This window comes from Streptosporangium sp. NPDC049046, from assembly GCF_040649155.1.
GTDB lineage: Bacteria > Actinomycetota > Actinomycetes > Streptosporangiales > Streptosporangiaceae > Streptosporangium.
Map to the genome: position 1 here is coordinate 319,219 of NZ_JBEZEZ010000001.1, position 23,844 is coordinate 343,062.

Consider the following 23,844-nt stretch of genomic DNA (forward strand, 5'->3'; position numbering starts at 1 on the left):
TCATGCGCCCTCCCTGGGAATCTCGTGGCCGAGGCGGTCGCGCTTGGCCGACAGGTATTTCTCGTTGTGCGGGTTCATCGCCACCGGCATGGGCTCGCGTCCGAGCACCTTGATGCCGTAGCCGTCCATGCCGCGCAGCTTGGCCGGGTTGTTGGTCAGCAGCCGGATCGACTTCACCCCGAGATCGGCGAGGATCTGCCCGGCGTTGGAGAACTCCCGCGCGTCCACGGGCAGACCGAGCTCCAGGTTGGCGTCGACGGTGTCGCTGCCGGCGTCCTGGAGGCCGTACGCCCTGAGCTTGGCCAGCAGTCCGATGCCGCGCCCCTCGTGCCCGCGCAGGTAGACGACCACCCCTCTGCCCTCGGCGGCGATCCGCGACATGGCGTGGTCGAGCTGCACCCCGCAGTCGCACCGCAGCGACCCGAGCACGTCGCCGGTCAGGCATTCGGAGTGCGCCCTGACCATGACGTTCTCGCCGTCCTCGATGTCGCCGAGAACGAGGGCGAGGTGCTCTCCGCCGTCCAGCGAGCTCGCGAAGCCGTAGGCCCGCCACTCGCCGTACCTGTTCGGCAGCCGCGTCTCGGCGACCCTGGTCACCATCCGCTCGGTGCGGCGTCTGAACTCCACCAGCTGCTCGATCGAGACGAGCGCCAGATCGTGCTCGTCGCAGAAGTCGCGCAGCTGCGGCAGCCGCATCATGGTGCCGTCGTCGTTGACGACCTCGGCGAGCACGCCCGCCTCGCTCAGCCCGGCGAGCCTGGCCAGGTCCACCGACGCCTCGGTGTGGCCGCGCCTGGCCAGGACGCCGCCCTCCCGGTAGCGGAGCGGGAAGACGTGTCCGGGCCGCACCAGCTCGGCCGGCTCGGTCGCCGAGTCGGCCAGCGCGCGGATCGTGCGAGCCCTGTCGGCGGCGGAGATGCCGGTGCTCACCCCGTCCCTGGCGTCCACGCTGATCGTGTACGCGGTGCGCAGGCGCTCCTTGTTGTCGTAGACCATCAGCGGCAGGCCGAGCCTGTCGAGGTCCTCGCCGCGCATCGGCACGCAGACCACGCCGCTGCTGTGCCGGATGGTGAAGGCGAGCAGCGCCGGGGTGGCCCTGGAGGCGGCGAAGATGATGTCGCCCTCGTTCTCGCGGTTCTCGTCGTCGACGACCACGACGGCCTTGCCCTCGCGGATGTCGGCGATCGCGCGCTCGATCGGATCCAGCTTGATCACGGGGCCTCCTCGGGGGCGGGCACGGCGCTCCGGACGGATTCACCGGCCGGGACGTACGCCCCGACGAGCTTCTCCACGTGCTTGGCGATCACATCGACCTCGAGGTTCACCGGGTCTCCCGGCTGCTTCGCGCCCAGGGTGGTGAGGCTCAGGGTCGTGGGGATCAGGCTGACGGCGAAGCCTCCGGAGCCGACGCCCATCACGGTGAGGCTGACGCCGTCGACGGCGATCGAGCCCTTCTCGACCACGTAGCGGTCGAGCTCGGGCGGCAGGGAGATGTGGACGACCTCCCAGTGCTCGGCGGGCTCCCGCGACAGCAGGACGCCCGTCCCGTCCACGTGGCCCTGGACGATGTGGCCGCCCAGTCGCTGGTCGGCGCGGACGGCGCGCTCCAGGTTGACCGGGGAGCCGGGTCTCAGCGCGCCGAGGGAGCTGCGGTCGAGGGTCTCCTTCATCACGTCGGCGGTGAACACCTCGCCCTCCACGTCCACCACGGTCAGGCAGACGCCGTTGACGGCGATCGAGTCACCGTGCCCGGCGTCCGAGGTGACCGTTTTACCGCGGATCGAGAGCCTGGCCGCGTCGGTCAGCGGCTCGATTCCGGCGATCTCTCCCAGTTCTTCGATGATTCCGGTGAACATTCACAACTCCTTGCGGGGGACCGCCCGGACGGCCGGGCTCGGGAGAGGCGTCCGGGACGCCCAAGGACGCGGGCCGGGGGGCGGAAGACCGACAGAGCGTGTCCCAGGAAGGCGGGGCGCGCTCGGGAAGCTCAGGAAGGGGGAAATGCCGATGTGCCCGGACCGTGAACGGCCGGGCGGGGAATACGGGAAATGCGGGGAATGCGGGGAATGGTGGGGGCCGACGGCGCCGTGCCCGTGAGGGGCACATCCCACCGCCTGGCGCGTCCGCGCCGGATCAGTCACCCGAGGTCTCCTACTCGCCAGTAGCTTTTCGCCACGGCGGGCCCCGGGGGATCAACGGATGCGTACACCCGATCGGTGAAGGGTGCCCGAAGACACTCCTTCACCCGCGCGCTTCCTCCCATCCGGACTTTAACCGTCGGTCCTGGAGTTTCACCAGGTCAACCGGTCGATGGCTTCGACCGGGTCGCGGACTGTAACCGCCGGCTCGGAATTTCACCGACCCCGGAGCACGCTGCTCTGCTTTTCTTGTTCGATCGAAGGGCACGCCGCGGACGGCTCACCCTCCTCCACCAGTGTGCCATGTCCGGAAAACCGGACGACACGCTCTTCCATCATGTGGAACAAGCGAGCACTTGGTCGGGTTACGCCACGCGCTCGGCGACCGCCTTCCGCGCCTTCAGCGCGTCCGGGGAGTAGCGCACCTGCTCGGGCACCAGGCCGATACCAGCGTGCAGGGCCCGCAGGGAGGCCGTCGCCCACAGGTCGCCCAGCGGGGTGGCGGGCAGGCCGTACAGCCTGCGGGCCCAGCGCGGCAGGGTCGCGAAGGCGAGCCCGGTGATGAGGGGGAACATCGGCTTGAGAGCGGTCAGGCGCGCCGGGAGCGGCGCGTTGAGCGACCGCAGGAGCGGGTGGGCCACCTCGGGGACGAAGTAGAGGCCGGGGCGGCTGGCCCGGATGTAGTCGTCCATCTCGCCGACCGAGCCGGGCACGTCCTCGGGACGAAGTCCGACCACCTCGGCCACCCGCCGCCACTCGGCGACGAACCTGTCGGCCTCCTCGTCGGTCAGGCGCACTCCCGCGCGCCGGGCGACCGAGAGGTAGGAGTCGACCTCGCCGACGTGGACCCAGAGCAGCGCGTCGGGGTCGTCGAGGCGGAACCGCTCGCCGGTGTCGAGGTCGAGGGCGGTGAGGCCGGCGTGGATCTTCCGAACCCTGGCTCCCGCCCGGGCGACCTCGGCGGTCGTGCCGTAAACGCGGACCCGGACGAACTCGGTGGTGCGCACGAAGCGGGACCACGCCTCGGCCGGGTCCATGAGCGCGGAGTTCTGCGCGACCCCGCGCATCGCCCGGGGGTGCAGCCCCTGCATGAGTAACGCGCGGAAACCGGCGACGAGCAGGATCCGCTCGCCCATCACCTTCCAGGTCACCGACTCCGGTCCGAACAGGCCGTGATCCATGCGTCGCCTCCCTCACACGTACTGACGACGTTACAGGAGGGGTCTAAACCCATATGTCCCGAATCTGCGACACAAGCGAGACGAGATCCAGGCAGGGGTGTCACGACCAGGTCATCAAAGTGTCACAGATCCGTGAAAACCATCATTTATGTGCGCCGATTCTTTCACTCCGCCCCCCCATCACGTCAACGGAATTGACGCTACGAACAGATGGAAATTACACAACGATAAAATGAGTAAGGAGCAGACCATTGATTTGACCTTCACTGCTTTGCGATGGTTCCAAGGATCAGGCTCAACCATGCTCGTTGGGAGCGCCCGCACGATGACCATCCCTGCACCAGCCGCGTCCACCACCGAGGACCCCCTCTCGGTGAAGGCAACGGAGACGGTGGGCCGTTCCCCCGGCCAGTTGATGTGGCTGCGCTTCCGTCGCGACCCCACCGGAATCGCCTCGGCCCTCGTGGTGATCTTCTTCTTCCTCGTCGCGATCCTCGCGCCGGTCATCTCCTGGCTCTACGGAAAGGACCCCTACACCCTCTACGGCCAGGACACCCCCGGGCTGCTGAACGACTTCGGCTACCCGGTGCTGCCCAACGGCGGCATGAGCTCGGACTTCTGGTTCGGCGTCGAGCCCGGCCTGGGCCGTGACGTGTTCATGCAGCTCGTCTACGGCATCAGGACCTCACTGATGATCGCGATGGCCGCGACGCTGCTCATCTCGATGATCGGCATCGTGATGGGCATCGTCGCCGGGTACATCGGGGGCAGAACCGACTACTTCATCGGCCGCCTGATCGACATCGTCCTCTCGTTCCCCTCGACCCTGTTCATCATCGCGTTCATGCCGGTGGTGGAGAACCTCTTCGTCGACCCCTCGGAGGAGACGCCGGTCTGGCTGCGCGCGGTGACGCTCATCACCCTGCTGACGGCCTTCGGCTGGGCCGGCATCGCCCGACTGCTGCGCGGCCAGGTGCTCTCCATGCGCGAGCGGGAGTTCGTCGAGGCCGCCAAGGTGACCGGCGCCTCCCCCGCGCGGATCATCTTCAAGGAGCTGCTGCCCAACCTGTGGACACCGATCCTGATCCAGTCGACCCTGCTGCTGCCCGCGATGGTGACCGCCGAGGCGGCCCTGTCCTTCCTGGGCGTCGGCATGATCGAGCCCATCCCCGACTGGGGCCGGATGTTCCTGCGGGGCACCGAGGTCTACCAGAACGACATCACCTACCTCATCTTCCCCGGCGCGGCTCTGCTCATCTTCGTGATCGCCTTCAACCTTCTCGGTGACTCGGTCCGCGACGCCTTCGATCCAAAGCTCAAGCGTTAGACCCGATAGGAGAGAGATGAAAGTCCGTACGCGGTCAGCGATGGCCGTACTCGCCATAGGCGCGCTCGCACTCACCAGCGCGTGCGCCGAGGGCAACCAGGGCGCCCCCGCCGCTCCCAGCGGTTCCGCCGGCGCGTCCGCCCCCGCCGCGGAGCCCTTCAAGCCGCCGACGATCACGGTCGGCACCGCGGAGGACTCCAAGGGTCCCGCCATCGAGCCGGAGGGTGTCGTCAAGGGCGGCACCGTCACGATGATCGACCGGGACGACTTCTCCCACCTGGACCCTGCCCAGCTCTACGTCAACACCGAGACGAACTTCTCCCTCCTGATCGCGCGTACCCTCACCGGCTACAAGCGCACCGACAAGAGCGAGTACAAGCTGGTCGGCGACCTCGCCACCGACACCGGCACCCCCTCCGACGGCGGCAAGACCTGGACCTTCACCCTCAAGGACGGGGTGAAGTGGGAGGACGGCACGCCCATCACGTCCGAGGACGTGAAGTGGAGCATGGAGCGGACGTTCGCCCCCTTCGTCACCCAGGGCCCGACCTACATCCAGCAGTGGCTCACCGAGGTCGACCACAAGAAGGCCTACCAGGGGCCCTACGACGGCAAGCGCCTCGACAGCATCGAGACGCCGGACGACAAGACGATCGTCTACAAGTTCAAGACGCCGCACGCCGACGCCAACTACGCCTTCGCCATGGGCGGCTACGGCATCGTCCCCAAGGAGAAGGACACCAAGGAGAAGTACGACAAGGCCCCCGTCTCCAGCGGCCCGTACATCATCAAGAACCACGTGGTCGACAAGTCCATCGACCTTGAGCGCAACCCGAACTGGGACCCGGCCACCGACCCGATCCGCGGCGCCTACCCCGACAAGTGGCGCCTGGAGTTCGGCCAGGAGAACCTGCAGATCACCGACCGCCTGATCGCGGACGCGGGCCCGGACCAGACCGCCTTCACCTTCTACGCGACGGTCCCGCCGGAGCGTCTGCAGCAGGTGCTCGGCGACGCCAGCCTGGCCCCGCGCCTGATGAAGAGCCCCTCCCCGTACGGGAACTACTACTACTTCAACCTTGACCGGGTGAAGGACCAGAAGATCCGCCAGGCCATCAACTACGCGTGGCCGTCCAAGCAGATCCAGCAGGTCTACGGTGGCCCGCAGGCGGCCGCGCTGCCGACCACCATCCTCAACGAGAACACCACGGTCGGCTACCAGCCCTACGACCTGTTCGGCAAGGAGGCCAAGCCCGAGGGTGACATCGAGAAGGCCAAGCAGCTGCTGGCCGAGTCGAGCAACCCGACGCCGACCATCGTCTTCGCCCACAACCAGACGCCGCTCCAGGAACAGATCATGGTCGTGATCAAGAGTGCCCTGGAGAAGACCGGTATCAAGGTCGTCGCCAAGCCGCTGGACCGCAAGACCTACTACGACTCCATCGGCCTGGTGAAGAACGAGTTCGACATGTACTGGGGTGGCTGGGGCGCCGACTGGCCGTCCGGCTCGACGGTCATGCCCGTCATCTTCGGCCCGATCGCCGACGGCGCGCCGAACTACTCGCACCTGAAGGACGAGGCGCTCACCAAGGAGATGGACGAGATCACCGCGATGACCGACATCGACGCCCAGAACAAGGCGTGGATGGACCTGGACAAGAAGATCCAGGAGACGATCACCCCGCTCGTGGTCGCCGAGAACCGGATCGCCAACACCCTGCACGGCTCCAAGATCGGCGGCGCGGAGATCGACCCGCAGTCGTGGGTCGTCCAGCCGAACAGAATCTTCGTGAAGCAGTAACACCCACGAAGCCTTAGGAGACACCGGCGGCCGTGGCCTCGCGGGAGGGCGACACCTTCTCCCGCGAGGCCACGGCCAAGGGGCCGTCGGCCCCAGCAGCGGTCCCAGCCACCTCGGGAAACAGGCAATGCTTCCATTCATCACTCGCCGCACGCTCGGCGCCGCGGTCACGCTTCTGATCATCTCCGCGGTCACGTTCTTCCTCTTCTTCGCCGTGCCCGCCGACCCGGCGAGGCTCGCCTGCGGCAAGGTCTGCCCGCCCGAGCTCCTGGAGCAGGCGCGGCACAACCTGGGACTGGACCAGCCCCTGTTCGCCCAGTTCGTGGCCTGGCTGGCCGGCATCTTCGTCGGCCGCGACTACGAAAGCCTGGGCCACTGCCCGGCCCCCTGCCTCGGCTACTCGTTCGTCAACCGCGAGCCGGTGTTCGAGACGATCCTGGACCGGCTGCCGGTCACCGTCTCCCTCACCATCGGCGCGGCGATCGTCTTCCTGCTCTTCGGCATGGCGACCGGCATCGTCGCGGCCCTGCGCCAGGGCAAGCCGCTGGACAAAATCGCCAGCGTGGCGTCCCTCATCGGCGCCTCCGTGCAGATCTACTTCATCGGCACGCTCGCGCTCTACTTCCTCGTCTACAAGAACCAGATCCTCCAGCGGCCCCAGTACCTGTCGTTCACCGAGAACCCCGTCGCCTGGGCGAGCGGGCTCGCGCTGCCCTGGGTGGTGCTGGCGATCATCTTCACCGCCAACTACACCCGTATGACGCGCTCGACGATGGTGGAACAGCTCAGTGAGGACTACGTCCGCACCGCGCGGGCCAAGGGCATGTCAGGGCGGAGCGTGGTGCTGAGATTCGCCCTGCGCGGCACCCTCACCCCCATCATCACGATCTTCGGCGTGGACCTCGGCACGCTGATCGGCGGCGCGATCATCACCGAGACCACCTTCGGGTTACAGGGGCTCGGGCGGCTCTCCATCAAGGCCGTCGACAGCTCCGACCTGCCCATGCTGATGGGGACGGTGCTCGTGGCGGCCGCCGCGATCGTCTTCTTCAACATCGTCGTCGACGTCCTGTACGCCTTCATCGACCCTCGCGTCCGGCTGAGCTAGGAGTTCTGAAAAAAGTGTCAACTCCCTTCCTCTCGGTCCGTGACCTGACCGTCGACTTCCACACCGAGGACGGCGTCGTCCACGCGGTGGACGGGCTCTCGTTCGACGTCGAGAAGGGCACCACCCTGGGTGTCGTCGGCGAGTCCGGGTCCGGCAAGTCGGTGACCAACCTGACCGTGCTCGGCCTGCACAACCCGGAGACCACCAAGATCAGTGGAGAGATCCGGCTGGACGGCGAGGAGCTGATCGGCGCCTCCAACTCCACCATGGAGAAGCTGCGCGGCAACAAGGTCGCGATGATCTTCCAGGACCCGCTGACCTCGCTCTCCCCGTACCACACCATCGGCAGGCAGATCTCCGAGGTCTACCGCAAGCACACCGGCGCGAGCCGCGCCGAGGCGAGGGACCGCGCGATCGAGATGCTGACCCGGGTCGGCATCCCCCAGCCGAAGACCAGGGTGGACGACTATCCCCACCAGTTCTCCGGCGGCATGCGGCAGCGCGCGATGATCGCGATGGCCCTGGTGTGCGACCCGGACCTGCTGATCGCCGACGAGCCCACCACCGCCCTGGACGTGACCGTGCAGGCCCAGATCCTGGACCTGCTCAAGGAGCTCCAGGACCAGACGGGCGCCTCGATCATCCTGATCACCCACGACCTCGGCGTGGTCGCCAACACCGCGCACGACGTGCTGGTGATGTACGCCGGGCGGGCGGTGGAGCGCGGGACCGTGAGAGAGGTCCTCCGCGAGCCCCGGCACCCCTACACCTGGGGCCTGCTCGCCTCCATGCCCCGCCTGAGCGCTCCCGTGGACGTGCCTCTGCGGCCGGTCCGCGGCACCCCGCCGAGCCTGATCAACGTTCCCTCCGGCTGCCCCTTCCACCCCCGGTGCGACTACATGGAGCTGGCCGGCCCCGAGCTGTGCCGCTCCGAGCGGCCGGAACTGTCCCCGCACCGCGGCCACGGCGACGCGTGCTACCTGACCCTCGCCCAGAAGAGGGAGATCCAAAAGTGAGCGAGACAACCGGTGAACCCCGCGGCGAGGCGCTGCTGGAGCTGTCCGGCCTGAAGAAGCACTTCCCGGTGATGGGCGGTCTCGTCTTCAAACGCCAGGTGGGCAAGGTCCACGCGGTGGACGGCATCGACCTGACGGTGCACGCCGGTGAGACGCTCGGCCTGGTCGGCGAGTCCGGCTGCGGCAAGTCCACCGCCGGGCGGCTGGCGTCCCGGCTGCTGGAGCCCACGGCGGGCAGCATCAGGTACGCCGGGCGGGAGATCGGCCACGCCACGCGCAAGGAGCTGAAGCCGATCCGGGCCGAGATCCAGATGATCTTCCAGGACCCGTACTCGTCGCTGAACCCCCGGCACACGGTGGGCAGCATCATCGGCGGCCCGATGGAGATCAACGGCATCAATCCCCCCGGCGGCAGGGAGAAACGGGTCCGGGAGCTCCTGGAGATCGTCGGGCTCAACCCCGAGCACTTCAACCGCTTCCCGCACGAGTTCTCCGGCGGCCAGCGGCAGCGCATCGGGGTGGCCCGCGCGCTCTCCCTCAATCCCAAGCTGATCATCGCGGACGAGCCGGTCTCCGCCCTCGACGTCTCCATCCAGGCGCAGGTCGTCAACCTGCTCCAGCAGCTTCAGCGGGACCTGGGCATCGCGTTCCTGTTCATCGCGCACGACCTGGCGATCGTGCGGCACTTCTCCCAGCGGGTCGCGGTCATGTATCTCGGCAAGATCGTCGAGGTCGCCGACCGTGCCTCCCTGTACGAGCGCCCCCGTCATCCCTACACGCACGCGCTGCTGTCGGCGGTGCCCGAGGTGCTGGAGGACGAGGCGCCGCGCGAGCGCATCCGCCTGGCCGGGGACGTGCCCTCCCCGATCAACCCGCCGTCCGGCTGCCGCTTCCGCACCCGCTGCTGGAAGGCCCAGGAGAAGTGCGCGACCGAGGAGCCCCCGCTGCTCAGGCTGGAGGGCAACAGGGAAGGTCACCTGACAGCCTGCCACTTCCCCGAGGAGCCGACCGTGCACGGCGAGGACGTGGTGCTGGACCCGGCGCTGCAGACCTGACGGTCCCGCGTCTTCCCCCGGGACGCCTGGCCCGCAGTCGCGGGCCCGGCGGTCCGATGGCGGCGTTTCCCCCGATCCTCGCCGTTTTCCGGCACCGGCCGCCACCTCGGCGGCCGGTGACGTCGGCTCGGCGGCTCAACGGCCGCCCGCGGGGTGAATCGACGGCCGGCGGTCCAGCGCCGGGTGATCCGGTGGTCAGCGGCTCAGCGGCCTGCTGATCCGGTGGTCAGCGGCTCGGCGGCCGGCCGCTCACGACTCGGCGGAGGTGGCGAGGGCGCGCAGGCCGTCGACCGCGCGGGCCGGGTCCTCCGCGCCGTAGACGGCGTTGCCCGCCACGAAGACGTCGGCCCCCGCCTCCGCGCAGCGCTCGATCGTCGTGTCGGAGACGCCGCCGTCCACCTGGAGCCAGACCTGCCCGCCGTGCCGGCCGATGAGCTCGCGGGCCCTGCGGATCTTGGGCAGCACGATGTCGAGGAACCTCTGCCCGCCGAAACCGGGATCGACGGTCATCACCAGCAGCATGTCGATCTCGCCGAGCAGGTCCTCGTACGGCTCGACGGGGGTGGCCGGGTTCAACGCCAGGCCCGCGCGAGCGCCCGCCTGGCGGATCTGGCGCAGCGTACGCACAGGGGCCTTGGCCGCCTCCACGTGGATGGTCACGCTCCCGGCACCGGCCTCGGCGTAGCCGGGTGCCCAGCGATCCGGGTCTTCGATCATGAGATGGCAGTCGAGTGGCGTCGAGGTCGCCTTGAGCAGAGACTCGACGACCGGCAGCCCGAGGGTGAGGTTGGGCACGAAGTGGTTGTCCATGACGTCCACGTGCAGCCAGTCGGCGTTGGGTACCGCCGCGGCCGCCTCGGCGAGGCGGGCGAAGTCGGCGGACAGGATGCTGGGCGAGATCTGTACGGCCATGATTGGCCGATTCTAGCGGCGGGCCCCTCTCCTCCGTCCGGCTCGGGTCCGCGACGCCCAGGACCGCGCGGCCGAGGGGCTACGGCCTGTCGCCCGGTCCCCCGTTCTCGCCGCTCCCGCCGGAGGCCGGCGGCAGGTCGCCCGGCCCGCCGCCCGCACCAGGAGGAGGCGGGAGGTCGTCCGGCCTGTTCAGCTCGCTCTTGAAGACGCGCAGGGAGCGGCCCACCGACCTGGCGGCGTCGGGCAGTCTCGCGGAGCCGAACAGCAGCACGAACACCGCCGCGATGATGAGCAGTTCGGGCAGTCCCAGATCGGCCATGGGACGATCTCCTTTCGATCGGGCGTCCCCGTCTCCGGAGCCTGCCGGAGGACGGGATGCGCCGCCGTGCCGCCGACGGTCGACGGTCCGGGCGGGTCAGATGTCGACCCGGACGCGGTATCTCTCCAGCCAGGCGTTGAACTGGAGGAGTCCTTCCAGGGACGCCCGGCCTCCCCCCGGGCCGCCGCCCGCCTCCGGCCGGTCGATCACGGCCCGTACCTTCTCCCTGTCGACGAACGGCGCGGCGGCGAAGTGGCCGCCGCCGAGCAGCCGGGCCGCCTCCGCGCGGACGGCCTGCTCGTAGGCGGGGTCCTGCGTCGAGGGGTAGGGGCTCTTGCGGCGTCCGACGACCGAGGGCGGCAGGACGTCCGCGGCGGCGGCGCGCAGCAGGCTCTTCTCCTGCCCGTCGTACGTCTTCATCGCCCAGGGGGCGTTGAAGACGTACTCCACCAGCCGGTGGTCGCAGAACGGCACCCGGACCTCCAGCCCGACGGCCATGCTCATCCGGTCCTTGCGGTCCAGCAGGATCTGCACGAACCGGGTGAGGTGCAGGTAGGAGATCTCCCGCATGCGCCGTTCCAGGCCCTCCTCGCCCGGTAGCCGGGGCACCTCGTCGAGCGCCCGCCGGTAGCTGTCGGCGCGGTAGCCGGGGATGTCCAGCTTGCGCATCAGGTCCTCGTCGAGGAGCGCCCCCACCCCCGCGAACCGTCCGAACCCCGGGGACGCCAGCCACGGGAAGGTGTCGGAGAAGACCGCCTCGGGGTCGAAGAACCACCGGTAGCCGCCGAAGACCTCGTCGGCGGACTCACCCGACAGCGCCACCGTGGAGTGACCCCGGATGGCGCGGAACAGCAGGTGGAGGGAGGTGTCCATGTCCCCGATGCCGATCGGCAGGTCACGCGCCCTCAGGACCGCGGCGCGCACCGCGGGGTCCATGAGATCGGCGGAGTCCAGGACGATGTCGGCGTGCTCGGAGCCGATGTGCCGTACGACGTCGTGCACGTACGGTGTGTCGGGGGTGTCGCGCATCTCGTCGGGCGTGAAGTTCTCGCTGTATCCGGTGAAGTCGACGGAGAACGACCTGATCTTCCCTCCTCCCTGCCCCTCCAGCCCGAGCGCGGCGAGCGCGGTGATGGTGCTGGAGTCGAGGCCCCCGGAGAGCAGGGTGCACAGCGGCACGTCGGAGATGAGCTGACGGGTGACGATGTCGTTCAGCAGTTCGCGCACGGTCCCGACGGTGGTGGTGAGGTCGTCGGGGTGCTCGTGGGCCTCCAGGTGCCAGTAGGGGCGCCGGCACAGGAAGTCGCGGGTCACCCGGACGGTGTGGCCGGGGCGCACCTCGTACATGCCCCGGTAGACGGCGTGTTCCGGGTTCTTCACAAAGGCGATCAGCTCGCGCAGGCCGTCGGCGTCGACGGCGGGCGTCCCGATCAGGGGGTTGGCCATGATCGCCTTGGGCTCGGAGCCGAACAGCACACCGTTCGGGAGCGGGTGGTAGTACAGCGGCTTGATGCCCATCCTGTCCCGGACGAGCAGCAGCTCCTCGCGGCGGACGTCCCAGATCGCGAAGGCGAACATGCCGTTCAGCCGTTCGGGGAAGCCCTCACCCCATTCGAGGTAGGCCCGCAGGAGGACCTCGGTGTCGCTCCGGGTGGAAAAACGGTGGCCGTGGGCGATCAGTTCCGCGCGCAGCTCGACGAAGTTGTAGATCTCGCCGCTGTAGGTGAGGACGGCGAGTGTCTGCCCGTCCTCATCGGCGATCATCGGCTGGCGCCCGCCCTCGATGTCGATGACGGCGAGACGCCGATGGCCTATCGCGGCGTGCGGGGCGAGCCACAGCCCCTCGTCGTCGGGTCCGCGGCAGGCCATGGTGTCGGTCATGGCCTGCGCGATGGCCCGCGACTGTCGAAGATCGCGCTCGAAGTCCACCCATCCGCAGATTCCACACATTTCGCCACCCCGCATCCTGCTCGGAAGCAGTTACATTCAGGCGAACAGCCCTAGGTGTCGATATATGCCCAAATAATGCCCTCTGACCTGCGGTGATGATCTCATCCGCCCTCCTTCGCCAGGAGGGCGGCGTTCGCTCAGCGGCGGCGCAGCAGGGCGAGGAACATCGCGTCGGTGCCGTGCCGGTGCGGCCAGAACCGCGCGTACGGCCCCTCGCCCAGCCCCTCGACCTCGGGAAGCGGATCGCGGGCGTCCAGCGCCTCGACGTCGTCACGGCGCCCCAGGACGTCGCCGACCACGGCGACGGTCTCCGCCAGGTGCGGCGAACAGGTCACGTACGCGACGACGCCGCCGGGACGTACCGCGTCGATCGCCGAGTCGAGCAGGGCGCGCTGGATCCTGCCCAGCTCGGGAAGGCTCCGGGGGTCGCGGCGCCAGCGGGCCTCGGGACGGCGGCGCAGCGCGCCCAGGCCGGTGCAGGGGGCGTCGAGCATGACCCGGTCGAAGACCCCCGGCCGCCAGGCCGGCGCGGTGCCGTCCGCGGTGATCACCGCGGCCTGCCGGGTGGTCTGCCACACCAGCCGCGCCCGGTGGTACTGCAGCTCGGCGGCGAGCAGGCGCGCCTCGCCCCGCTGGGTCGCGAGGGCGTCGAGCAGGCCCGCCTTGCCACCGGGACCCGCGCACAGGTCGAGCCAGCGGGAGTCGGAGCCCTCCAGCGGCACCCGCGTCAGGGCGAGCGCGACGAGCTGGCTCGCCTCGTCCTGCACGGCCGCGCGCGACTCGGCCACGGCGAGGATCGCACCGGGGTCGCCCTCGGCCAGATAGGCCGCGTACGGGGAGTATCTGGCGGGTTCCGCGCCCGCCTCCAGAAGCTCGGCGACCGAGGAGCGGCCCGGGCGCGCGACGAGGGTCACCTTCGGACGCTCGTTGTCGGCCGCGAGCAGGGCGGCCGTCTCGTCGAAGTCGCCGCCCACCGCGTCGCGCAGGGCGTCGACGATCCACCTCGGGTGGCTGTGGGCCACCGCCAGGTGACCCACCGGGTCCTCGGCCTGGTCGGGCGCCACGATCGGGATCCACTGCTCCAGGGAGCGGGTGGAGACCTTGCGCAGCACGGCGTTGGCGTACTTCGACGCGCCGATGCCCACGCGCAGCCGCACCAGGTCGACCGTGGTGCCGACGGCGGCGTGCGGGGGCACCCGCGTTTTGAGCAGCTGGTGCACGCCCAGGCGGACGGCGTCGAGCAGCGGCGGGTCGACGTCCTCGGGCGCCCGGTCGCTGCAGGCCGCGATGACCTCGTCGTAGGTGCCGAGGCCGCGCAGGGTGCCGTAGGCCAGCTCGGTGGCCAGGCCCGCGTCGCGCCCGGAAAGGCGGCGCTCGCGCAGCAGCGCGGGCATCAGCAGGTTGGCGTAGGCGTCCCGCTCGTCGACGGCGCGCATCAGGTCGTACGCCGCGTTGCGCGCCTCGTCGCGGACCGGCTTGGGCGGGCGCCCACCTCTGCCCCTGCCTCCGGCGCCGCGTGAACCGCCCGCCGGGCCGTGACCCCCGCCGCGCGGGACGTTACGGCCGTTACCACTGCTCATGATCTTCAGGCCAGCCGATCCTCGTCGGTGGGCCGCACGCCGCGGGCCCACTCCCCCGCGCCCATCAGGCGCTTGCCCTGCGGCTGCACCTCACCCAGCTCGACCGGGTAGGTGGCGGTGCCGACCAGGACGGAGTTCTTGGACGCCGCGATCTGGCCGGGGGCCAGGCCGGAGGCGTCGGGAACCGGCCGCACGGGACCCAGCTTGATCCGCCCGCCGCGGAACTCGGTCCACGCGCCCGGGGCGGGGGTACAGGCGCGGACCAGGCGATCGACCCGCATCGCGGGCGCGGACCAGTCGACCCTCGCGTCGTCGACGCTGATCTTCGGGGCGAGGCTCACCCCCTCCGCGGGCTGCGGCACGGCCTCCAGCTTGCCGTCCTCGATCCCGTCGAGGGTGGCCGCCAGCAGCCCCGCCCCGGACTCGGCGAGCCGGGCGAGCAGCTCCCCGCTGGTGTCGGTGGGGCGGATCTCCTCGGTCACCACGCCGTAGACCGGACCCGCGTCCAGCTCCTTGACGATCCGGAAGGTGGCCGCGCCGGTGATCTCGTCGCCGTGGAGCACGGCGTGCTGCACCGGCGCCGCGCCGCGCCAGGCCGGCAGCAGCGAGAAGTGCAGGTTGACCCAGCCGTACCGAGGGATGTCCAGGGTGGCCTGCGGCAGCAGCGCGCCGTAGGCGACCACCGGGCAGCAGTCGGGGGCGAGCTCGGTGAGCCGGTCGAGAAACTCCGGGTCGCCCGCCTTGGGCGGCCTGAGCACCTCGATGCCCGCCTCCTCGGCGAGCTCGGCGACGGGGCTCGGATGGACCTTGCGGCCCCTGCCCGACTGGGCGTCCGGGCGCGTGACGACGGCGACGACGTCGTGGCGAGGCGAGTCGATCAGTGCCCGCAGCGAGGGCAGGGCGGTGTCCGGGGTTCCGGCGAAGACCAGTCGCAAGGTTCCTACAGAGCCTTCCCTTGGGTGGCGTGCGGGGAGAACTTGAACGTGGGGGCCGACAGCCCGCTCCAGTCGGCCTCGCGGATCGCCTTCATCGCGAGCTTGCGCTGCTTGGCGTCCATCCGGTCGATGAACAGCACGCCGTCCAGGTGATCGGTCTCATGCTGGAAGCAGCGGGCCATCAGGTCGGTGCCCTCAAGGGTCACCGGCTCGCCGTGCATGTTGAAGCCGGTCGCCACGGCCCGTATCGACCTGGGCGTGGGGAAGGACAGGCCGGGGAACGACAGGCAGCCCTCCTCACCCTCCTCGTCCTTGTCCTCCGACAGGTCGAGGTTGGGGTTGATCAGATGCCCGAGCTGGTCGTCCACGTAGTAGGTGAAGACCCGCAGGCCGACCCCGATCTGCGGCGCGGCCAGCCCGGCTCCCGGCGCGTCCATCATCGTGTCGGTGAGGTCCTTGACGAGCTTGCGCAGCTCCTTGTCGAAGTCCTTGACCGGGTCGGCGGGAGTGCGCAGCACCGGATCGCCGAAAAGACGGATCGGCTGAATGGACAACAGGGGTCTCCTCACACTTCATGGGATGCCGCCCAGTCTAAGGGCGGCGGCCGCCTCCCCCGGGCCCTCTTCAGGACCGGGCACGGGGACCGGCCGGACGAGCCGTCGCCGCGGAAGGACGGGCGTTCACCCGGGCACGTCCGTCCCCGGGGACACGGACGTATCCGGGCGAGCCGTCGCCGGGGACCGGGAGTGCCGGGATCAGCGGGAGCGGGCCTTCATCGCCGCCTTGCGGGCGGACTTGGCCACCGCCGCGTCACCGTGGCGAGAACCCAGCAGATCCAGGACGGCGAAGGTGTCCGGGTGGTCCACCAGAGCCATCTCCTCGATCACCCGGACCAGGTCCTCACCGGGTTCGAGGGTGTCGAACTCGCAGATCGCCTCCGAGGCGTCGCCGCGCTCGAGCAGCGAGGCGAGCGAGTCGACCGCGAGCCAGGTGTTGTCGGCGGGCGTGAGGGCGGGCGCGGGCAGGTGGCGGATGTGCAGCCAGGAGGCGGCGTAGCGCCACATGGCGGGCTCGGAGAGGGCCTCCCTGAGCGGGGCCTCGGCCTCGGGGCCGAGCTCCTCCAGGATCGTGCCCACGGCGCCACGGCGGCCGGCCGTACCCGAGGCGGCGACCTTGACCAGCTCGCGGGCGGCGGCCTCGGGGTGGCGGGACTCCAGCCACACGGTGACGGCGCTGGGCGCGGCGGAACCCTTCATGATCGCCTCGACCAGCTCCGCCGCGCCCAGGTCGGTGAAGACGGCGACCTCCGCGCCCGTCGGCGCGTCGTGGCCCTCCCGCATCAGGTCCTGGCGGACGGCCCACATGCCCAGCGGGGTCAGCCTCGGCCGCCCTGACCGCGAGGTCTCGACCAGCCCGCAGTAGCTCAGCAGCGACAGGGCCGACTCCAGCTGGGCGGGAAGCGCGCCCGTCAGCACCCGCATCTCCGCCTGGCGGGCACCGCAGGCCACCTCGTGCGACTGCAGGATGCCCTTCACCAGGGTCGCGGTGGACAGCCCCTCGCGCACGGCGTACAGCGTGGCGAGCATCTCGGCCAGATGGTCGTCGATCACCGGGGAACCGGTCAGGTCGTCGTCGGCACGGTCGAGGACGTCCATGACCACGCCGTCCCAGAATCCCAGCAGCGCCCGGGGCGGCAGGTCGGCGGAGAGCACGAGCGGGCCGGGCGTCACCTCGCCGCGAACGATGCGGAGCATGCCGGTGTTGACGGCGACCACCCAGAGCAGGTGCAGCCGCGCGGGGCCCGGCAGTCCGAGCTCGGCGCACGGCGTGAACGGGTCGGGCAGCAGCCCCTCGGGGGTCACCCGGCGGGTGCCGGTCCAGACGGCAACACGCTGGGCGTCGATCACCAGCGGCACCTGCGGGACGTGCGCGGCCAGCTCCTCGTCCGTGGCGAGGTCGACCGGGGGAAAGCTCAGCGCGTCGCCGCGCGGGGGGCGACCTCGGCCCGTGGTGGTGACGGACTCCTCGAGAACGGCCGCCCGCAGCTCGCGTGGTGCCGTTCCCAGCTCGTCGACCAGCCTGCGCAGTTCGCCGATGTCGAAGACGTTCCCACTGTTCCCGCTCTTTGCCACTCGTGAAACTTACTGCACTCGCGCCTCACGCATACACGGCTCAGCCGATGGCGCGGGAACGCGCCTTGAAAGCCGCCTTGCGGGCGGCCTTGGCCGCTCCGTGATCTCTGAGGGAGCGTCCGAGCAGCTCAAGGACGTCGACGACCTCCGGATGGTCGACCCTCCACATCTCCTCGATCACGTGTGGCGGAGGACCCGAGGCGGACATGTTCTCGGCGAACGTCTCCGGATCCTCCTCGGCGGCGGGCATGGCCAGGGCGAGCATGTCCACGCTCATCCAGAGCATCTCCTCCTGGGTGAGCGTGGGAGCCGCCAGGCCGCGCGAACTCAGCCAGTGGATGGCGTGCGGGCGCAGCTCGGGCTCCTTGAGGAAGGCGCGCACCGCCTCTTCGGCGTCGGGGCCGAGGCGGTCGACGATCGTCACCGCGATGCCCCTCGCGACCGACGGCGCGCCGGAGACCGAACCGAACAACTCGGTGACCGCCTGCTCCGGGGTCCTGTTCTCCAGCCAGCCCCCGATGTCGGCCTCGGCCATCTCGGCGGGCATTCCGGAAAGCAGCCCCTCGATGAGCTCGGGCGCGTCGGCGGTGGTCAGATCGGCCGCCTCGGGCGCCTCGACGCCCAGGTCGGTGTAGAGCTCACGCAGTCCCCACAGGGCCAGCGGGGTGAGTTCGAGCAGCTCCTCACCCGGCTCGGCCATCCCGCAGTAGGCGAGTCGCCTGACGGCCTCGGGAACGTCGATCTCACCACCCTCGACCAGGCCGATCTCCTCCAGATAGTCCCTGACGAGGGGGATCGGCACGGGCGCCTGGAGGCGGTAGAGCATGTCGCACAGGCCGTAGAGCTCCTCGTCGAGGGAGACGTCGCCCGTCACGGCGCCGCCGGTGTCCTTCTCGACGACGAACTCGACCGTGGCGGCCCAGATCTCGAGCGGATCGAAGTCCTCGCCGTCGAAGATCGCGCTGCCCTCGACCTGGACCAGGCCGGTGTGGACCGCGAGCTCCCACAGCAGCCCCGGGTCGGCCACCGAGAGCTGGGCGGCCGCCTCGCCGGCGTCGCGGACCCGCAGGCGGCCCTTGAGGGTCGGGGTGCGGCCTCCGGCGAGCATCCACTGGACCAGCCTGCGCGCGTCGGTGACCAGCGGCACCCGCAGGGCGCTCTGGACGAGTGTCTCGCGGGGCGCCAGGCGCACCGGGGGAAGGGGCGAGCAGCCGGGACAGTCGCAGTGCTCGACGGCGGGCTCCTCGCGAACCGCGGAGACGGAGAGGATCGCGCTCCCGGCGTCCTGCTCCAGCGAGTCGGCGCCGATCGCGCTGAAGAGGCTCTTGGCCATGCCGAACCGGGAGGTGTCGGCGAGGGCGATGGGCATCTCGGGTTCGATCCGGTCGAGGACGGTCCTCATCCGGACGGCCATCTTGCCGCCGATCTCCTCGGTGGCGAGCAGGAAGTCGACCAGGGTGCGGGCGGCGGCGACGGTCTCCGGGGCGCTCTCCGGGGGGGCGATGACCTTGCGCGGGTAGATGTTGAGCAGCAGTTCCTCGAAGGTGACAGGGGTGAAGTCACCCAGCTCGTTCACGTCCAGATAGTCACTCGCGTAGTCGCAGAGCAGCCGCACCTCGTCCACGTCAACGTCAAGGCTGTGCGCACGCCCCCACGCGCGCAGGTCGTCTACGGCCCGATTCACCCATTCGATCGACACAGGGGAAAATTAACGGCTTACTGCCAGCACCGCGAATCGGGGAAACAACTCAAATCACATCTAGGGGGTCTATGCACACCTTGACCACCTCCGCCGCCTTGCGCGCGGAGCGTACTCCGGCGGCCCCTTTCAACGCCGCGGCCAGCGCCGGTCCCGAGCCCTGCGCGATCCGGACCATGGCACGTTCCCGCACTTGATCCCCCTTGGGAGAGGCCACCGGGACGGGGCCGAGCACCTGCGCCCCCGGGGGCAGGGTCATCTCGCCGATCATTTCCCGCACCGCCGCCGGAGATCCGGTGAGCGTCGCCATTTTCACCGCCGGAGGGAAACCGAGTTCTGTCCTGTCGGCCAGTTCTCTCTCGGCGTGGTTCACCGGATCCCAGCGCAGCAGAGCCTGTACGGCGGCGAGTGAGGAATCGGCCAGCACGACCAGTTCGGCCGAGGTCCGCAACAGGGCCGCCGCGTTCATCCACCGGCGCAATGTCTCCTCCGCGGCGCGCAGATCGGGCCTGCCGAGCAGCGCCCAGCCGTCCAGCAGCACCGCCGCCGCGTACCCCCCCTCGGGCACCGGCTCGGCGCCCGGGGTCGCCACCACCAGGGCGCGGCCCGCGCCGACGGTGGCGAGCACCCCGTCCCTGCCCGACGTCTTGACCTTCACCGAGGGGAAGGCCCTCCCCAGCTCCTCGGCCGTGCGGCGGGCACCGATCACCAGGGCCCGCACCCGGGCGCCGCCGCAGGACGTGCAGCGCCAGTCACCCGCGATCCGGCCGCACCAGCGGCAGTACGGGGCCACGTGACCGCCGCGCAGCGCGAACGGGCCGCCGCAGTGCCCGCAGCGGGCGGTCGCCCGGCAGCTCTGGCAGGCCAGCGCGGGCAGGTAGCCCCGGCGGGGGACCTGCACCAGCACGGGACCGCTCTCCAGCCCGGCACGCAGGGCCCGCCAGGCGAGGCTGGGCAGCCGGGCGGCCCTCGCCGCCTCGTCCCTGGCCAGCTCCGAGTCCTCTCCCGCCGGACGGACCCTCGGCGCCCTCGCCCTCACCGTCGCGCGGGCCGCGACGATGGGCCCCGCCCAGCCCGCCGCGATGAGCCTGGTCGCCTCCGCCGTACGGGCGTATCCCCCGATGAGCAGGCCCGCCCGCGCCCGGTGGGCGCGCAGGGCGAGAACCTCCCTGGCGTGCGGGTAGGGGGCGAGCCGCTCGGAGTGCAGGTCGTCGCCGTCGTCCCAGATGACCGCGAGCCCGAGATCCCTGACCGGGGCGAACGCCGCCCCCCTCGTCCCGACCGCGACCCGCACCTGCCCCCTGGACACCCGCAGCCATCGGCGGTAGCGCTCGGCGGGCCCGAGGTCGGCGGTGAGCGCCACGTGCGCGCCGGGCTCCAGAACGGCGCTCAGGGCCGCGTCGAGCAGACCCACGTCCTTACCGTCGGGAAGCACCACGAGGGCTCCCCTGCCCCCACGCAGGGTCTCCCGTGCGGCAACCGCGACCGCCTCCGGCCACGCGGGCCCGCTCTCCCCGATGCCCGGCAGGGCCGTCCACACCGCGCGGGGGGCGTCCCCCTTCGCCAGGGCCGCCAGGAACGCCTCCCCCTCCGAGTAGTCCGCCCACGGCCCGGGCCCCTCTCCCCGCACCGGATCCTGGGCGGCTCGTGCCGGTGCGCTCTGGGCCGGGACGGCCGAGGTCGACACGGTCAGGACCGGGGTGACCGAGGTCGAGTCGGCCGGGGTCGGGGCGCCCTGAGCCGGCGGGGCCGAGGTGGTCTGGGCCGGCGGGACCGGACTCGGAGCGGCCTGAGCCGGTGAGGCCGGACTTGAGACGGCCGGGGTGGGGCTCTCGGCCTCGACCCTCGCGTGGCGGGGCGGGATGGCGAGGCGCAGGACGTCGGCCATGGTCCCGGCGTAGTGGTCGGCGACGGCGCGGGCCAGCGCGGCGATCTCCAGGGTGAGCACGGGCTCGGCGGAGACGACCCTCTCCAGGCGGGTCAGCTTGCCCTCGTGCTCGGTGGTCTCGGCCCGCTCCAGCAGGAACCCGTCGACGAGCTTGCCCGCGAACCGGATGCGGACCCGGGTCCCCGGCACGGCGGCGGCGGCCAGGGGGGCGGGGACGAGATAGTCGAACAACCGGTCGAGGTGCGGCAGCGGCGTGTCGACGAGGACCCGCGCGACCGGCAGTTCGGCGGCCGGCTCCGGCACCCCTCTCACCGGCTCGGCCACCGTGGAGGCTTTGGCCGTCCCAGCGGCCCTGACCACCCTGGTGGCCCTCACGGCCCCGGCGCGGCCACCCCGCGTCCTCGTGGGACCGCCCGGCACGTGCCGCTCACGGACCGCGTCGAGCGGCAGCAGGGCGTCGTCGTCCGGCGAAGGGCTGGCGTGGGTCACCCACCTGTCCTACCAGACCCGGGCACCCCCTCCAGACGACGGCGGAAGGACGGGCCGGTCCCGTGCCTCTGACGGCAGGTCTCCGTACCTGTGACAGCCCGGTCTCGTGCCGTTGACGGCGAGAGGCGACCCCGGCGCGATCGCCCGCAGGGCCGGTCGAATGGAGCGGCCCTGTCGCAATCGTCCGCTGAGCCGATCAGATGGAGCGGACGCGGCGCGATCGCCCGCGGGACTGGTCAGATGGAGCGGCGGTGGGTCCAGCGGCCACCGAGCAGGGTGCCGAGGATCGGCATGCGGCGCAGGCCGTCCCCGTCCAGCCCGGCCGGATCGTACTCGGTGATCACCAGGTCGGCGGGGTCTCCCGGACGCACACCCGTACGTCCCCTGGCCGCCGCCGCGAGCGCCGCCGGAAGCGGGATCGCCTGCTCCGGGTGCCACGGCGGCCGCTCGTCGTCGGTCCTGGCCACGGCGGAGGCGATCCCGTCCCACGGGTCGAGCGGCGCCACCGGGGCGTCGGAGCCCAGCTCGACGACCGCTCCGGCCGCCAGCAGGTCGGCGTAGGCGAAGGCCCTGCCGGTCCGTCCCCGCCAGTGCAGGTCGGCCACGTCGCGATCGTCCGGCGCGTGGGCGGGCTGCACGCCCGCGACCAGCCCCGGCCTGGCGAACCTCCCGAAGTCCTCGGGGCGGACGAGCTGCGCGTGCTCGATCCGCCCCGGGCAGCCGACCCGCTCGAAGGCGTCCAGCGCGATGCTCACCGCCAGATCGCCGATCGCGTGCACCGCCGGGTCGATCCCGTGCCCGGCCGCCAGGGCCATCACGCCGTACAACTCCTCGGGCGCCGTCTCCAGCAGCCCGCGCGCCTCGCCGCCGGGGTACGGGTCCTCGCAGTAGGCGGTCCTGGTGTTCAGCGACCCGTCCACGAACGTCTTGACCGGCCCGACCTCCAGCAGACCCTCCGCACCGGCGACGGGATCGCCGGTACGCAGCCCGCGGCCGATCGCCTCCTCCAGCCGGTTCACCGGGATCGAACAGCCGACCCGGACGTCGATCCGCCGCGACCCCACCCGCCGGGTCCAGTCGGTGACGTTGTCGGCGAACTCGAAGTCCAGCACGCCTACGACCCCCCTCGCCGCGGCCGCGGTGGTGGCCTCGGCCACCCAGCGATCCAGCTCGTCCTGCGGCGGCGGGGGCATCTCGGCCATCGCGTCGTAGCAGTCGCGCTCGCGCAGCACCCCCGTCGGGTGCTCGCCCCTGCCGACCACCGCCAGCGCGGCCGGGCTGAACCAGGCGGTGTGCAGATCATTGCTGACCAGGACGATCGGGCGGTCGGGTGCCGCCGCCTGCAGCAGCGACTTGTGCGGCGTGTCCGGCCACAGGCCATCGCGAAAGCCGTAACCGACCGTGAACCCGGACGCACCGGACCCGCCGAACGCGACAGGCGTACCGGATGTGTCCGCCCGCGAGACGACGAGATCGACCGCCTCCCGTGCCGACCGCGCCGAGGTGAGGTCGATCCTGCGCCGGGCCTGCGCCCACTGTACGGAGTGCACGTGCGCGTCCCACAGCCCCGGCAGGAGGGTGCCGCCCCCGACGTCGACCGACTCGTCGCAGGGGGGCGGCTCCGCGGCCACCTCCGCGACCCGGCCGCCGACGATCAGGACATGGCGCAGCGGGCCACCGGGACCCAGTCGCGCGTTGCGCAACAGCAGGCGAGAAGACGGTGAGGACATAAGGCAGAGATTAGCCTCGGGCTTTCCTCCGGGAAGCGGCAAAAAATTATCGTTTAGACACGAAAAGCGCCTTGGGCTGGGAGAATCGGACTTGCCGAGGGTCCTGTCCACACCAGTTCGAAAGGCACTTTTCGAGTGCGGCCTACCTGTCGTCGCCCCAAGATCGTTACGTCTTTGGACGCCAAGGGAATTACGGACGATCCGCGCAGCCCTGGCCCGCCCCTATGAACCCGACCACCTCCGGCTACGCCCGTTTACCGTCCCCGACTGTCTGACACACAGAGGTCGGCGACCATGACTGCGCATCGCCGTGCGATGACCTCGCGCCCGGCAGGTCATCTCTGCCGTGGCCCGACCGCAGGCCTTACCGGCACCAACCCGACCATCATCAAACCGCCCAAACGATCAGAAAGAGCCAACCGCGGGTCCATGGAACCCCGTCAATCAGGCACGACAGCCGGGCCAGGACGTTGAGCCGATCGAAAATCAACATTCGGCCGAGTCGTTCCCCGACCACGGGAAGATCACGAAATTTCCAGCCGAACAATGGTAGGGAACTTTGCTGCTCGACGAATCGTTCTCCT

General features: G+C 70.6%; 18 protein-coding genes and 1 riboswitch. Of the genes, 5 read left to right on the forward strand and 13 right to left on the reverse strand.

From position 1 onward, the window contains the following. The 3 genes from AB0B96_RS01305 to AB0B96_RS01315 all read right to left on the reverse strand — a co-directional run bounded on the left by AB0B96_RS01305 (position 1) and on the right by AB0B96_RS01315 (position 3,319). A complete protein-coding gene (locus tag AB0B96_RS01305) occupies positions 1–1,215 on the reverse strand; it encodes a bifunctional 3,4-dihydroxy-2-butanone-4-phosphate synthase/GTP cyclohydrolase II (RefSeq protein ID WP_350948074.1) in 1,215 nt (404 codons plus the stop codon). Continuing rightward, on the reverse strand, positions 1,212–1,856 hold the full coding sequence (locus AB0B96_RS01310) for a riboflavin synthase (protein WP_362895517.1): 645 nt from the start codon (positions 1,854–1,856) through the stop codon (positions 1,212–1,214). The genes AB0B96_RS01305 and AB0B96_RS01310 overlap by 4 nt, the downstream gene beginning before the upstream one ends. A gap of 389 nt (positions 1,857–2,245) precedes the next feature. Beyond that, positions 2,246–2,376, reverse strand: a riboswitch (FMN riboswitch). Positions 2,377–2,503: 127 nt separating this feature from the next. After that, positions 2,504–3,319 (reverse strand): oxygenase MpaB family protein, encoded by an 816-nt coding sequence (locus AB0B96_RS01315; protein ID WP_362895519.1) that lies wholly within the window; start codon positions 3,317–3,319, stop codon positions 2,504–2,506. Between the two features lie 301 nt (positions 3,320–3,620). On the opposite strand from AB0B96_RS01315, the gene AB0B96_RS01320 reads away from it, so the two are divergent. The 5 genes from AB0B96_RS01320 to AB0B96_RS01340 all read left to right on the forward strand — a co-directional run bounded on the left by AB0B96_RS01320 (position 3,621) and on the right by AB0B96_RS01340 (position 9,626). Continuing rightward, the gene (locus AB0B96_RS01320; RefSeq protein ID WP_362895521.1) at positions 3,621–4,646 is read left to right on the forward strand and encodes an ABC transporter permease; all 1,026 of its coding nucleotides are present in this window, start codon (positions 3,621–3,623) and stop codon (positions 4,644–4,646) included. Positions 4,647–4,662: 16 nt separating this feature from the next. Next, positions 4,663–6,447, forward strand: a complete 1,785-nt coding sequence (locus AB0B96_RS01325) for an ABC transporter substrate-binding protein (RefSeq protein ID WP_362895523.1) — start codon at positions 4,663–4,665, stop codon at positions 6,445–6,447. A gap of 127 nt (positions 6,448–6,574) precedes the next feature. Then, complete coding sequence (locus AB0B96_RS01330; RefSeq protein ID WP_362895525.1) at positions 6,575–7,555, forward strand: ABC transporter permease; 981 nt, start codon at positions 6,575–6,577, stop codon at positions 7,553–7,555. A 14-nt stretch (positions 7,556–7,569) separates the two neighbouring features. Next, complete coding sequence (locus AB0B96_RS01335; RefSeq protein WP_350948068.1) at positions 7,570–8,571, forward strand: ABC transporter ATP-binding protein; 1,002 nt, start codon at positions 7,570–7,572, stop codon at positions 8,569–8,571. Between the two features lie 71 nt (positions 8,572–8,642). After that, positions 8,643–9,626 (forward strand): oligopeptide/dipeptide ABC transporter ATP-binding protein, encoded by a 984-nt coding sequence (locus tag AB0B96_RS01340; RefSeq protein WP_362895835.1) that lies wholly within the window; start codon positions 8,643–8,645, stop codon positions 9,624–9,626. 249 nt (positions 9,627–9,875) lie between these two features. Here the strand turns inward: AB0B96_RS01340 and rpe are convergent, their stop codons facing one another. From rpe to AB0B96_RS01390, 10 genes are all read right to left on the reverse strand, one after another. After that, on the reverse strand, positions 9,876–10,538 hold the full coding sequence (gene rpe, locus AB0B96_RS01345) for a ribulose-phosphate 3-epimerase (RefSeq protein WP_350948067.1): 663 nt from the start codon (positions 10,536–10,538) through the stop codon (positions 9,876–9,878). Between the two features lie 79 nt (positions 10,539–10,617). Beyond that, the gene (locus AB0B96_RS01350; protein WP_362895528.1) at positions 10,618–10,857 is read right to left on the reverse strand and encodes a twin-arginine translocase TatA/TatE family subunit; all 240 of its coding nucleotides are present in this window, start codon (positions 10,855–10,857) and stop codon (positions 10,618–10,620) included. Positions 10,858–10,953: 96 nt separating this feature from the next. Next, positions 10,954–12,822: an asparagine synthase (glutamine-hydrolyzing) gene (gene asnB, locus AB0B96_RS01355; RefSeq protein WP_362895530.1), complete on the reverse strand. Its 1,869-nt coding sequence runs from the start codon at positions 12,820–12,822 to the stop codon at positions 10,954–10,956. Positions 12,823–12,944: 122 nt separating this feature from the next. Further along, a complete protein-coding gene (locus AB0B96_RS01360) occupies positions 12,945–14,387 on the reverse strand; it encodes a transcription antitermination factor NusB (protein ID WP_362895532.1) in 1,443 nt (480 codons plus the stop codon). 5 nt (positions 14,388–14,392) lie between these two features. After that, the gene (fmt, locus tag AB0B96_RS01365) at positions 14,393–15,322 is read right to left on the reverse strand and encodes a methionyl-tRNA formyltransferase (RefSeq protein ID WP_362895534.1); all 930 of its coding nucleotides are present in this window, start codon (positions 15,320–15,322) and stop codon (positions 14,393–14,395) included. 5 nt (positions 15,323–15,327) lie between these two features. Next, positions 15,328–15,876, reverse strand: coding sequence for a peptide deformylase (def, locus tag AB0B96_RS01370; RefSeq protein WP_350948063.1), 549 nt, complete (start codon positions 15,874–15,876; stop codon positions 15,328–15,330). A gap of 201 nt (positions 15,877–16,077) precedes the next feature. Next, a complete protein-coding gene (locus AB0B96_RS01375) occupies positions 16,078–17,454 on the reverse strand; it encodes a hypothetical protein (protein ID WP_362895536.1) in 1,377 nt (458 codons plus the stop codon). 40 nt (positions 17,455–17,494) lie between these two features. After that, the gene (locus tag AB0B96_RS01380; protein WP_362895538.1) at positions 17,495–19,138 is read right to left on the reverse strand and encodes a hypothetical protein; all 1,644 of its coding nucleotides are present in this window, start codon (positions 19,136–19,138) and stop codon (positions 17,495–17,497) included. A gap of 64 nt (positions 19,139–19,202) precedes the next feature. Beyond that, the gene (locus AB0B96_RS01385) at positions 19,203–21,530 is read right to left on the reverse strand and encodes a primosomal protein N' (RefSeq protein WP_362895540.1); all 2,328 of its coding nucleotides are present in this window, start codon (positions 21,528–21,530) and stop codon (positions 19,203–19,205) included. A gap of 236 nt (positions 21,531–21,766) precedes the next feature. After that, positions 21,767–23,260, reverse strand: coding sequence for an amidohydrolase family protein (locus tag AB0B96_RS01390; protein WP_362895542.1), 1,494 nt, complete (start codon positions 23,258–23,260; stop codon positions 21,767–21,769). Positions 23,261–23,844 lie beyond the last annotated feature (584 nt).